Annotated in this window: 7 protein-coding genes; 2 read left to right on the top strand and 5 right to left on the bottom strand. The window is 73.1% G+C overall.

What is annotated here, in order from left to right; genetic code table 11:
- Positions 1-51 precede the first annotated feature (51 nt).
- Positions 52-705, top strand: a complete 654-nt coding sequence (locus tag ACIBCA_RS04385) for a GPP34 family phosphoprotein (protein ID WP_396281308.1) — start codon at positions 52-54, stop codon at positions 703-705.
- 16 nt (positions 706-721) lie between these two features.
- Here the strand turns inward: ACIBCA_RS04385 and ACIBCA_RS04380 are convergent, their stop codons facing one another.
- The gene (locus ACIBCA_RS04380) at positions 722-2,707 is read right to left on the bottom strand and encodes a TIM-barrel domain-containing protein (protein WP_396281307.1); all 1,986 of its coding nucleotides are present in this window, start codon (positions 2,705-2,707) and stop codon (positions 722-724) included.
- 248 nt (positions 2,708-2,955) lie between these two features.
- On the opposite strand from ACIBCA_RS04380, the gene ACIBCA_RS04375 reads away from it, so the two are divergent.
- Positions 2,956-4,365: a non-reducing end alpha-L-arabinofuranosidase family hydrolase gene (locus ACIBCA_RS04375; protein WP_396281306.1), complete on the top strand. Its 1,410-nt coding sequence runs from the start codon at positions 2,956-2,958 to the stop codon at positions 4,363-4,365.
- Between the two features lie 104 nt (positions 4,366-4,469).
- Here ACIBCA_RS04375 and yicI read toward each other — a convergent pair whose 3' ends face one another.
- The 4 genes from yicI to ACIBCA_RS04355 all read right to left on the bottom strand — a co-directional run bounded on the left by yicI (position 4,470) and on the right by ACIBCA_RS04355 (position 12,084).
- Positions 4,470-6,752 carry an alpha-xylosidase gene (yicI, locus tag ACIBCA_RS04370; RefSeq protein WP_396281305.1) on the bottom strand — a complete coding sequence of 761 codons (2,283 nt, stop codon included), beginning with the start codon at positions 6,750-6,752 and terminating at the stop codon, positions 4,470-4,472.
- Entirely contained in the window at positions 6,749-8,164 is a 1,416-nt protein-coding gene (locus ACIBCA_RS04365; protein ID WP_396281304.1) for a GH1 family beta-glucosidase, read from the bottom strand. The genes yicI and ACIBCA_RS04365 overlap by 4 nt, the downstream gene beginning before the upstream one ends.
- Positions 8,161-9,150: an acetylxylan esterase gene (locus ACIBCA_RS04360; protein WP_396281303.1), complete on the bottom strand. Its 990-nt coding sequence runs from the start codon at positions 9,148-9,150 to the stop codon at positions 8,161-8,163. Before ACIBCA_RS04360 ends, ACIBCA_RS04365 begins: the two co-directional genes overlap by 4 nt.
- A gap of 78 nt (positions 9,151-9,228) precedes the next feature.
- On the bottom strand, positions 9,229-12,084 hold the full coding sequence (locus ACIBCA_RS04355) for a glycoside hydrolase family 3 C-terminal domain-containing protein (protein ID WP_396281302.1): 2,856 nt from the start codon (positions 12,082-12,084) through the stop codon (positions 9,229-9,231).
- Positions 12,085-12,109: the final 25 nt, after the last annotated feature.

Genomic DNA, 12,109 nt, shown 5'->3' with positions numbered 1-12,109 from the left:
TCGTCCCGAAGGGCGACGGCGGGCGGGGCGGCTCGCCGTATGGTCGGTGGCATGAGCCGAGGACTTCATCTGGACGCCTACCTGCTGGCCTTCGACACCCGGGCGCAGTCGCTGCAGGACCGCGCCCGGGCCGGCTTCCTGGTGCGGGCCGCCGCCCTGGCCGAGCTCGCCCACCGGGACGCCGTCGACGAGGACGGGGCGGGCCGGGTCCGGGTCGTCTCCGCCGCGGCCACCGGGGATCCGGTCCTGGACGCGCTGCTCGCGGAGGTGGCCGAGCGGCCCCGCTCCTGGAAGGCGTGGATCAGGCGCGGCCGCGAGGACACCCTGGAGGCCGTCGAGGAGCGTCTCGCGGTGCTCGGCGCGGTGACCATGGCCGACCGCGACCCCTACGGCCCGGTCGCTCCGCACCGGACGGTGGCGATGGACGATCCGCGCGAGGCCCTGGACCTCCAGGCGCGGGTGGCCGAGGCCGTCCGCGGCGACGCACCGGTCGCCGCGGTGCCGTTCGGCGACGCGGTCCTCGCGGCGCTGGCCGCCCACGGGCACCTGCGGCTGGTGCTCTCCGCGCACGAGCGCCGGGCCCACGGCGGGCGGATCGCCGCGCTCACCGCCCGGCTCGCCGACGGCACCCCGGGCCTGGCCCGGGCGGTGAACGGGCTGAACCTGACCATGGTCGCCGCTCAGGGCGGCATGGGCGGGAGCTGAGCGGCTCCCGCCCGGGTCAGCGGAGCAGGCCCGCGACCTCCGCGCCTTCCCGGGCGAAGACCGGGAGGCGTTCCAGCGGGGCGTCCGCGTCGAGCGTCGTCCCACCGTCCAGGACGCGGCCGGTGACCGGGTCGACCCAGCGGGTGCCGGAGGGCAGGTACACCCGGCGGGTCCGGGCGCCCGGCTCATACACCGGTGCCACCAGGAGGTCGGGGCCGAGCAGGAACTGGTCGTCCACCTCCCACGCGTGCTCGTCCTCGGGGAAGTCGAAGAACAGCGGGCGCATCGGCGGGGCGCCGGTGCGGTGGGCGTCCTCCGACAGCCCGGTCAGGTACGGGCGCAGGCGCTCGCGCAGCGACAGGTGCTCGCGCAGGATGCCGTACGCCTGTTCCCCGTACGACCAGACCTCGTTGGGGCCGCCGGTCATGTCCGCCGAGAAGGCGGGGAAGTTGGGCGCGCGGTCCCCGTGGAGCCGCATGACGGGGCTGAAGGTGCCGTACTGGAACCACCGGATCAGCAGCTCGCGGTACGCGGGGTCGTCCGGGTCACCGCCGAAGAAGCCGCCGATGTCGGTGTTCCACCAGGGGATGCCGCTCATCGCGACGTTCAGCCCGGCCCTGATCTGGCGTCCGAGGGAGTCGAAGGTGGTGGGGATGTCCCCGGACCAGAGCAGGGCCCCGTGGGCCTGGCTGCCCGCCCAGGCGGAGCGGATCAGCGACAGCGGCCGGTCCTCGCCGTCGGCGCGCAGGCCGTCGGCCACGGCGCGGGCGTGCTCCAGCGGGTAGAGGTTCGCGGCCTCGGCGGCCGGCCCGGCAGCGTAGACGGCTCGCCCGGCGGTCTCCCGGGACAGCAGGTCGGGTTCGCAGGCGTCCAGCCAGAAGCAGGCCACGCCCAGCGAACGGTAGTTGTCGTTCAGCCGCTGCCAGAGCGCGGCGCGGGCGCCGGGGTGGGTGGCGTCGTAGTACGCCATCGGGCGGATCAACGCCTCCCCGGCGTACCGGGACGGCCACGGGAAGGTCAGCAGACCGCCGTTCGCGTCCCGGAGGAGGTGCCCGTTCGCACGCAGTTCGTCGTAGGTGTCGCTGCCGGGCTCGACGGTCGGCCACACCGAGACGGCGAGCTTGACCCCGAGATCGTCCAGTTCCTCGACCATGGCGGCGGGGTCGGGCCACTCGCTCTCCTCGAAGCGCCAGTCGCCCATCCTCGGCCAGTGGAAGAAGTCGCAGACGATGACGGACAGCGGCAGTCCGCGTTCCTTGTACTGCCGTGCCACCGCCAGGAGTTCGTCCTGGGTGCGGTAGCGCAGCTTCGACTGCCAGAAGCCGGAGGCCCACTCGGGCAGGAGGGGCGGGCGGCCGGTCGCCCCGGTGTAGGCGTCGAGGATCCGGGCCGGGGTGTCGCCGGCGGTGATCCAGTAGTCGATGCGCCCGCCGGCGTCGGCGGTCCACCGGGTGGTGTCGGCGCCCAGTTCGGCACGGCCCGTGGCGGGGTTGTTCCACAACAGTCCGTACCCGCGCGAGGAGTGCAGGAACGGGACGGCGGCGACGGTGTTGCTCTGGACGAGGTCGATCACGCAGCCCTTCTGGTCCAGGCGGCCGTGCGGATGCTGCCCCAGGCCGTGCAGCCGTTCGCCGTCGTACGCCTCGAAGTGCTGCTCCGTCCGGCCGCCCGCCGCGTGGACGCGGGGGCCGGCGGGATGCGGGCGCGGGTTCCTCTCGGCGAGGAGTTCACGGCCCGACACGGCGTGGCGGAACGTCAGCCGGCCGTCCGGCGACGCCTCCACGGCCATGCTGCCGTTGACCAGGCGGGCACTGCCGTCGTCCGACACGGACACCTCGGCGTCCGGGCAGGGCGGGGGGCTCTCCAACGCGCCGGGGGCGGTGGGGTCGATGGTCCCGGAGGACGCCCGTACCCGGACGGAGTCCGGTCCCCAGGGCTCGATGCGGAGGATCTCCGCGGCCGTGTGCCGTTCCAGACCGCCCGCGCGAATGCTGTAGGACAAGGGTCGGCTCCTCTGTTCGTCCCAACCGCCCGGACGCATGCCGGGCGGGTACTACGGCCACGGTGACCGGACCCGACGGCGAGTGCCCACCGCGCTCGCACATCCCTGGACACGGTCGAGGATCCAGGTCTATAAACGTGGGATCAGCGCTCACTCCCGCCAGTCCTTTCCGGCAATGATTTGTTAGCGCTAACAATCTGCACCATCCTCCCCCACCAGAGCCGCTTGCTCAAGGATGACGAGACCCCATGCGCAGACCAACTCCCCACCGAACACGCCCGTTCGCGGTGCTCACCTCCGCCGTCGCCGTCCTGGCCGCACTGGCAGCGATGCTCACCATCGGCCCGGTGCACGCCGCCGCCACCGGCGCCGTGCGCGGCACGGGTTCCGGCCGGTGTCTCGACGTACCGGGCGCCGCCCGGACCGACGGCACGAACCTCCAGATCTACGACTGCTGGGGTGGGGCCAACCAGCAGTGGACGTCGACGGACAGCAGTCAGCTGACCGTGTACGGCGACAAGTGCCTGGACGTCCCGGGCCACGCCACCTCGGCCGGGACCAGGGTGGCGATCTGGGCCTGCACCGGCGGTGCGAACCAGCAGTGGCGGGTGAACGCCGACGGCACGATCGTCGGCGTGGAGTCCGGGCTGTGCCTGGACGTCTCGGGCGGCGGGACCGCCAACGGCACGGCCGTGCAGCTCTGGAACTGCACCGGCGCCGCCAACCAGCAGTGGACCGGCCTCTCCACGACCTCGTGCGCCCTTCCGTCGACGTACCACTGGACGTCGACGGGTCCGCTGGCGCAGCCCGCGAACGGATGGGTCGCGCTGAAGGACTTCACCACCACGACGTACAACGGCAAGCACCTCGTCTACGCCACCACCTCTGACGGCTCGTCATGGAGGACGATGGCGTTCGCTCCCTTCACGAACTGGTCGGACCTGGCCTCGACCGCCCAGACCGGCCTGCCCCAGTCCGCGGTGGCGCCCCAGCTGTTCTACTTCGCGCCCAAGAACATCTGGGTGCTGGCGTCCCTGGGATGGGGTACCTCCTGGTCCTTCACCTACCGCACGTCCAGCGACCCCACCAACCCCAACGGCTGGTCCGCGCCACAGAACCTGTTCACCGGCAGCCTCCCGACCGGCGGCCCGATCGACCCGACCCTGATCGCCGACGACCAGAACATGTACCTGTTCTTCGCCGGCGACAACGGCAGCATCTACCGGGCCGGCATGCCGATCGGGAACTTCCCCGGCAGCTTCGGCTCCTTCACCACGGTCATGAGCGACACGGAGGCCAACCTGTTCGAGGCGCCGCAGGTCTACAAGGTCCAGGGCCAGAACCAGTACCTCATGTTCGTGGAGGCGAGGGGGGCGAACGGGCGCTACTTCCGTTCCTTCACGGCCTCCGGCCTCGACGGTCCGTGGACCCCGCAGGCCGCCACCGAGAGCAACCCCTTCGCCGGCAAGGCCAACAGCGGCGCCACCTGGACCAACGACATCAGCCACGGCGACCTCGTCCGCGACAACCCCGACCAGACCATGACCGTCGACGCCTGCCACCTGCAGTTCCTCTACCAGGGCAGGGACCCCAGGAGCGACGGCAGCCCGTACCTGCAACTGCCGTACCGGCCGGGCCTCCTCACCCTGCAACGCTGACCCGCCCGACCCGCGGTGATCGCGACGTGGCGCGGTCCTGAGTACGGGCACGGGCACGGGTGCCGAAGGCGGGGCTCCGAGCCGGAGCCCCGCCTTCGGTGCGGTCAGGCCGGGTGGGGCAGCTCGGCCTCATGGGTGCCGGCCGGGTGGACGTGCAGGGCGCCGTCCGGGCCGCCGGTCCTCAGCTGCCACGGGTGCGGGCTGTCGGTGGTGACCGTCAGCCGGTCGCCGGTGCGGCGCAGGTGGAAGCGGGCCGTCTCGCCGGTGCCTTCGGTGCCGGGGATGACGACGGTGCGCTCGGCGCCGTCCGCGAAGGCGTGGACGCGCAGTTCCACGCCCTCGGCCCAGGCGGAGACCGGGCGTTGGTCATCAGCGCCGAGCGGGAGGACGGAGTCCGGGCGGGCGAGCAGCGGCAGGGTGTGGAAGCCGTGCTGCTCGCGCACCCAGCGCGGGCCGGTGACCTGATCGCCGGTCAGGAGGTTGGTCCAGGTGCCCTCGGGCACGTAGTACTCGACCGTGCCGTCCTCGGTGAACACCGGGGCGACGAGCAGGTCGTCGCCGAGCATGTACTGCCGGTCGAGGGTGGCGGCGGCCGGGTCGTCCGGGAACTCCAGCACCATGGCGCGCATCACCGGCAGGCCCGTGGCGTGGGCCTGCTGGGCGGCGCGCTGGAGGTAGGGCGCGAGGCGGTGCTTGAGCAGGGTGAACGCACGGGTGACCTCGACGGCCTCCTCGCCGAACTCCCACGGCACGCGGTAGGACTTGCTGCCGTGCAGCCGGCTGTGCGAGGAGAGCAGGCCGAACTGGGCCCAGCGTTTGAAGACCGCGGGGGTCGGGGTGCCCTCGAAGCCGCCGATGTCGTGGCTCCAGAAGCCGAAGCCGGACAGGCCGAGGGACAGGCCCCCGCGCAGCGACTCCGCCATGGCGTTGAAGTGCGATTCGCAGTCGCCGCCCCAGTGCACGGGGTACTGCTGGCCGCCCGCGGTGGCGGAGCGGGCGAAGAGCAGCGCCTCGCCCTCCCCGCGCACCTCGCGGAGCAGCTCGAACACGGCCTCGTTGTACAGCTGGGTGTAGTAGTTGTGCATCCGTTCCGGGTCGGAGCCGTCGTGCCAGACCACATCGGTGGGGATGCGTTCGCCGAAGTCGGTCTTGAAGCAGTCCACGCCGACGTCCAGCAGCGTGCGCAGCTTGCCCGTGTACCACGCGCGGGCGGCCGGGTTGGTGAAGTCGACCAGGGCCATACCGGGTTGCCACAGGTCCCACTGCCAGACGGTGCCGTCCGGGCGGCGCACCAGATAGCCCCCGCGCACGCCCTCGGCGAACAGCTCCGACTTCTGCGCGATGTACGGGTTGATCCACAGGCTGACGCGCAGCCCCTGTTCCTTGAGCCTGGCGAGCATGCCCGCCGGGTCCGGGAAGGTGTCCTGGTCCCAGCGGAAGTCGCTCCACTGGTACCCGCGCATCCAGAAGCAGTCGAAGTGGAACACGCTCAGCGGGATGCCGCGTTCGGCCATCCCGCCGACGAAGCGGTTGACGGTGGCCTCGTCGTAGTCGGTGGTGAAGGAGGTGGTCAGCCAAAGCCCCAGCGCCCAGGCCGGGGGCAGCGCGGGGCGCCCGGTCAGGGCGGTGTAGCGCTCCAGGATCCGCTTGGGGGTGGGGCCGTGGACGACGAAGTACTCCAGCGACTGGTCCTCGACGCTGAACTGCACCTGGCCGACGGCTTCGGAGCCGATCTCGTAGCCGACCTTGCCGGGGTGGTTGACGAACACCCCGTAGCCCCGGTTGGTCAGGTGGAACGGGACGTTCTTGTACGCCTGTTCGCTGCTGGTGCCGCCGTCCGCCTGCCAGATGTCCACCACCTGGCCGTTGCGGACGAACGGGGTGAACCGCTCCCCCAGTCCGTAGACCAGTTCGCCGACGCCGAGGGAGAGCTGCCCGAGCATGTGGTGGCGGCCGTCCGCGTCGGTGACGAAGCCGGTGCCGCGCTCGCCCACGGTGGTCAGCACCCGGCCGCCGGCGGAGAACTCCAGCTGCCAGGGCCCGGCCGTGTCCACCCTCAGCGTCAGTTCGCCGGAGCTCAGTTCGACCACGTCGCCGTCCCGGTGCACCTTGCCGCTGCCCGGTGCGGCGCCGGGCAGCGCGAACTCCGGACCTCGTTGCACCGATCCGGCGTGGTGGGTGGCGCGCACCCCGATCACGCCCTCCGCCGGGGACCAGCACTCGACGGTCAGCAGCGGGCTGTTGAGCGTGTCACCGCGGCCGCGCACGTGCCGGACGGGCGCGTAGAGGGTCAGCCGGTGGTCCTCGGCGCGTACGTCGGCGACCTCGGTGGCGTAGCGCGCGGTGACGCCCGGACGCATCAGCCAGTAGCCGTCGGTGAACTTCATCGTGCAGGTTCCTCCGTCCGCGCGTGGTGCGCGGTGATCAGGCCCCGGTACCAGTGGTAGCTGTCCTTGGGGGTGCGGGTCAGGGTGTCGTAGTCGACGCGGACGAGGCCGAAGCGCTGGTCGTAGCCGCGGGCCCACTCGAAGTTGTCCAGCAGGGACCAGACGTAGTAGCCGCGTACGTCGACACCGGCGGTGACGGCGTCGGCGACGGCGGTGAGGTGGGAGGCCAGGTAGTCGATGCGCTCGGCGTCGTGGACGTGGCCGTCGGGGGTGAGGCTGTCGGCCTCGGCGGAGCCGTTCTCGGTGATCCAGATCGGCGGGAGCTGCGGGTAGCGGGCGTCGAGGTTGCACAGCAGCTCGGTGAACGCGGACGGGACGACGGGCCAGCCCATGGTGGTCTGCCGGGTGCCGTACGGGTCGCTCTCGGCGACGCCGATGTCCACGGCGGTGCGCAGCTCCCGGTCCGGCTCGCGGTGCGGGGCGGCCGCGACGGTGGCCGGCCGGTAGAAGTTGACGCCCACGAAGTCCAGTGGGGCGCCGATGAGTTCGAGGTCGCCCGGCCGCCGCCAGGGGCCGTCTGCCAGGCCCTGCCAGGTCTCGGCCTCGTGCTCGGGGTAGCGCCCGGCGAACAGCGGTTCCGTCCACACCTCGTTGTGCAGGACCTCGGCCCGGCGCAGCGCGGCCAGGTCCTCGGAGCGGCCGGAGGCGGGGTGCAGGCGGTCGAGGTTGAGTGTGATGCCGACTTCGCGGGCCCCGGCGGCGCGCAGCTCCCGGACGGCCAGGCCGTGCGCGAGCAGCAGGTGGTGGGCGGCCGCGAGCGCCCCGCGGCCCTCCCGGGCGCCGGGGGCGTGGCGGCCCTCGGCGTAGCCGACGAAGGCGGAGCAGAAGGGCTCGTTGAGGGTGATCCACCGCTCGACCCGGTCCCCGTAGCGGTCGGCGGCGACGGCCGCGAACTCGGCGAACGCCTCGGCCGTCTCCCGTACCCGCCAGCCGCCTCGGTCCTCGAGGGCCTGGGGAAGGTCCCAGTGGTAGAGGGTCGCGGCGGGCTCGATGCCCGCGTCGAGCAGTTCGTCGATCAGCCGGTCGTAGAAGTCCAGGCCCTTCTGGTTGATCGCACCGGTGCCCTCCGGCAGCAGGCGCGGCCAGGAGAGCGAGAAGCGGTACGTGTCGACGCCGAGCTCCCGCAGCAGGGCGACGTCCTGCGGGTAGCGGTGGTAGTGGTCGCAGGCGGTGTCGCCGGTGGCGCCGCCGTGGGTGCGGCCCGGGGTGTGGCTGAAGGTGTCCCAGATGGACGGGCCGCGCCCGTCCTCCTCGTGGGCGCCCTCGATCTGGTAGGCGGCGGTGGCGGCGCCGAAGCGGAAGCCGGGGGGAAGGTGGGGGAAGGCCGGGGCGCTCATGGCTGGGGTACTCATACGTGGGCCTCCGGTGCGAGCCCGCGCTCGCGCAGCCAGGCCAGCTGGACGGGCGGGTTGGAGCCGCAGCCGCCCGCGTGGTCGGCGAAGGGCCACACCGTCATGCTCCGGTCCTCGGCCGCGTAGTGGTTGAAGGCGGCGTAGACCGTCCGGGGCGGGCAGACCGGGTCCATCAGGCCGACGCTGAACAGGGCCGGGGCGGTGGCCCGCTGCGCGAAGTTGACGCCGTCGAAGTAGGCGAGGGTGGCGAAGGTCGGCCGCACCCGCTCCCGGCTGTGCCAGCGCAGGTACTTGACCAGCTCCTGGTACGGCCCGTCCAGGGAGGTCTGCGCGCCCTCGCGGTAGTGGCACAGGAACGGGACGTCGGGCATCACCGCGGCCACCCGGTCCCCGGTGAGCCCGGCGACGGCGAGCGCCAGGCCGCCGCCCTGGCTGCCGCCGGTCAGGACGATCCGGTCGGTGTCGAGGCCGGGCAGCTCCGCGACGGCGTCGACGGCGCGCACGCAGTCGGTCATCAGCCGCCGGTAGTAGTGGTTCTCCGGGGAGTCGATGCCGCGGGTCATGAAGCCCTCGGCCCACTGGGTGCCCTCGCCCACGGTCCGGTCGGGGGTGTCGTGGCCCTGGCCGCGGCTGTCCACGACGAGCTGGGCGTAGCCGGCGGCGGACCAGAACAGGTGCTCGGTGGGCAGTCCCCGGCCGCCGCTGTAGCCGATGTAGGTGACGACGACCGGCAGCGGGCCCGCCGCGCCGCGCGGGCGCAGCAGCCAGGCCGCCACCGGCTCGCCGTTCCAGCCGGGGAAACGTACGTCGTCGACCTCGACGGTGCGCAGGCCGGTCCGCGCGGTGACGCGTTCGGCCTTGACCGCCCCGCCGTGCGAGCGGGCCTCGGCGAGGGTGCGCCGCCAGAACTCGTCGAAGTCCGGTGGTGTTGTCAACTCTGGTTTGTAGGCGCCAAGTTCGGCCTGACCGAAGTCTGTGAGCGGCATCGGGATTCCATCGGTCGAAGAGATGGGGAGGGGCGGCCCGTCCCCACGAACGGGCCGCCGGTCTGTGCGGTGCGGACGTCAGCCGGCCGCGCCGAAGCGGAAGGCGGCGAGCCGGAAGCCGCCGCGCAGGGTCAGGCTCAGGTCGTGGACGCCGCCGAGCGGGGCGGCGAGGCCGGCGGTGGTGCTCGTCCAGGCGTAGCGGTCCCCGGTCACGGGCACGTCGATCTCGGCCAGCAGCCGGCCGTCGGCCCGGACTTCGAGCCGCGCCCCGCCCTCGCCGTCGCGCTCGCCGTCGCCCTCGCGGGCGGTCTCGACCTCGATCGCGGCGGCGCCGGTGAGGTCGACCTCGCGGAAGTGGAGCGTGGCGGGCCGCGCGGGGTCGGCGGGCGTGACGGCGTCGCCGTCGGTGCGGGTGGCGTCGACGATGGCCGCGTCCTCGTAGTCGTCGAAGTCGACGGCCAGGATCCGGTGCCCGGTACCCGCGCGGGGGCCGGCGGGCTCCCCGGTCACGGTCAGCGGGGCGGTGAGCACGGCGTGGTCGGCGCTGCGGGCGACGATCACCTCGTAGCCGCCGGGGTCGACGGTGAACTCGCCGGTGGCGACGGACCAGTGGGCGAACCGCTCGGCCGGCAGCGTGAACGTCAGCTCGCGGCTCTCCCCCGGCTCCAGCCGGACCTTGCGGAAGTCGGCCAGGCGCAGCCGGGGCGCCTCGTACCGGGCCTCCAGGGCGCGGACGTAGACCTGGACCACCTCGCTGCCGGGCCGCGCACCGGTGTTCTCCAGCGTCACTGCGAGCCCGACCGATCCGTCCTGGGCGATCGAGGGCTGCGACAGCCGCAGGTCGCGGTGGGTGAACTGGGTGTACGAGAGCCCGTGGCCGAAGGGGTAGAGCGGGGTGGAGCGGTGGTACTGGTACGTCCAGCCGGCCTTGATGACGTCGTAGTCGAGCGGCGCGGGCAGCGGGTCGTCGCCCCGGTACCAGGTCTGCGCCAGCCGCCCGGAGGGCTCGGCCCCGCCGAGCAGGACGGCGGCCAGCGCGTGACCTGTCTCCTGCCCGCCGTGGGAGGTCCACACCACGGCGGGCAAGTGCTCGTCGGCCCAGTCGAGGGCGTACGGGTAGCTGCTCATCACGACCAGCGCGGTGTCCGGGCGCACCCCGGCGACGGCGCGCAGCAGCTTCTCCTGCCCCTCGGGCAGGGCGATGTCCGCGCGGTCCTCCGTCTCGCGGCCGTTGATCAGCGGGTGGTTGCCGAGGACGACGACGGCGACATCGGCGGCAGCGGCGGCCGCCCTGGCCTCGGCGACGCCGTCGCGCACCACCTCGCGCTGCCAGTGCTCGGCCTCCTGCGCCGTCTCGGCGGTGACGCCGACCCGGCCGTCGGTCGGGTCGACGGTGGCGTAGCGCCCGGTGAACACGCTGCGCAGCAGCACGGTGTCCGGGCCGGCCGGTTCGATCCGGAAGGTCTCCTTGACGAACCAGCTCTTGATGATCTCCTGGCCGGGGGCCAGGGTGTCGTCGTCCTGGAGGCTGAGGTAGCGGCCGGTGTCGGCGTCGCGCAGGGTGGAGGCGCCGCCGCCCCAGTCGGTCACCTCGAAGGCGGACTTGCCGAGCAGCTCACCGGTGGTGCGCGAGCGCAGGGTGATCCGGTCGGAGCCCTCCACGTGGACGACCTCGCCGCCGTGGGCGCCGAGGGCCGCGCCCAGACCGGCGGCGGCGCTGACCCGGTACGGCAGGGTGCCGCTGTACCAGTCCTCGAAGAGGGTGTCGGCGAGCGGGCCGATGACGGCGATGCGCGGTGTGCGGGCCGGATCGAGCGGCAGCAGGCCGTTGTTCTTGAGCAGCACCGTCGACTCGGCGGCGGCGCGGCGGGCCAGCGCGCGGTGCTCGGGGCTGTCGATCACCTCCGGGCCGGTGCCGGCGTACGGGTCCAGCTCGGGGTCGAACTCGCCGAGGCGGAACCGCACTTCGAGCTGGCGGCGGACGGCGCGGTCCACGTCCTCCTGGTCGATCAGGCCGCGTTCCAGGGCCTCGCGCAGCCGGCCGACGACCGTCTCCGTGTCCTCGCCGTGGTCGGTGAAGCTGTCGATGCCGGCCTTGAGCGCGGCGGCGTGGCCCTGCGCGTGGTCGTCGAAGTAGTGCTCCGGGTCGACCAGGTTGGAGGGGGCCTCGGCGTCGCTGACCACGAACAGCTCGTGGCCGGTCGGCCCGGCCCAGCGGCGCAGCTCCGCCTCGATCAGCGGACTGACGTGGCAGGGGCGGCCGTTGACCAGGTTGTAGGCGGCCATCGCGCCGGTCGCGGCGCCGGCGGCGACGACGGGGCGGAAGGCGGCGAGGTCGTACTCCTGGAGCACGCGCGGGCGCAGCGCGGAGGAGGTGGTGCAGCGGTCGTCCTCGTTGTTGTAGGCGAGGAAGTGCTTGAGCACCGGGGCGGTGCGCAGGTAGACCGGGTGGTCGCCGGAGAGGCCGCGGCAGAACGCCTCGCCGACCTTCGCGGTGTGCACCGGGTCCTCGGAGTACCCCTCCTCGTTGCGCCCCCACCGGGGGTCGCGCAGCAGGTTGAGCACGGGGGCCCACGCCTGGAGGGAGTTGGGCCCGCGGTCGGAGCCGACCGCCGTCGGGCGGTGGTAGTGGAAGGCCCGCAGCTCGGTGGAGACCGCCTCCCCGACCTCGCGCACCAACTCCTCGTCCCAGCTGGCGCCGAGGCCGACGGCCTGCGGGAAGACCGTCGCCTCCCCGAGCCAGGAGACGCCGTGCAGGCCCTCGCTGCCGGTACGGAAAGCGCCGACGCCCAGGCGCCGCACGGCGGGCGCGTACTGGTGCAGCATCGCCAGCCGTTCGTCGGTCGTCAGCCGGCTCAGCAGGTCTTCGACGCGCTCCCGCAGGGGAAGCGCGGGGTTGCGGAAACCGGGCAGACCGGTAGCGGAAACGGGCACGGAACTCACGTGGGACACCCCTCGG

Origin of the sequence: Kitasatospora sp. NPDC051170 (genome assembly GCF_044455705.1) — a bacterium.
Lineage (GTDB): Bacteria > Actinomycetota > Actinomycetes > Streptomycetales > Streptomycetaceae > Kitasatospora.
This window is presented reverse-complemented; position numbering and strand designations above follow the sequence as displayed.

Excerpts from the sequence above, each read along its gene's own strand:
- yicI (WP_396281305.1), bottom strand. The coding sequence starts at position 6,752 with ATGAAGTTCACCGACGGCTACTGGCTGATGCGTCCGGGCGTCACCGCG.
- ACIBCA_RS04385 (WP_396281308.1), top strand. The coding sequence starts at position 52 with ATGAGCCGAGGACTTCATCTGGACGCCTACCTGCTGGCCTTCGACACC.
- ACIBCA_RS04360 (WP_396281303.1), bottom strand. The coding sequence starts at position 9,150 with ATGCCGCTCACAGACTTCGGTCAGGCCGAACTTGGCGCCTACAAACCA.
- ACIBCA_RS04375 (WP_396281306.1), top strand. The coding sequence starts at position 2,956 with ATGCGCAGACCAACTCCCCACCGAACACGCCCGTTCGCGGTGCTCACC.
- ACIBCA_RS04365 (WP_396281304.1), bottom strand. The coding sequence starts at position 8,164 with ATGAGTACCCCAGCCATGAGCGCCCCGGCCTTCCCCCACCTTCCCCCC.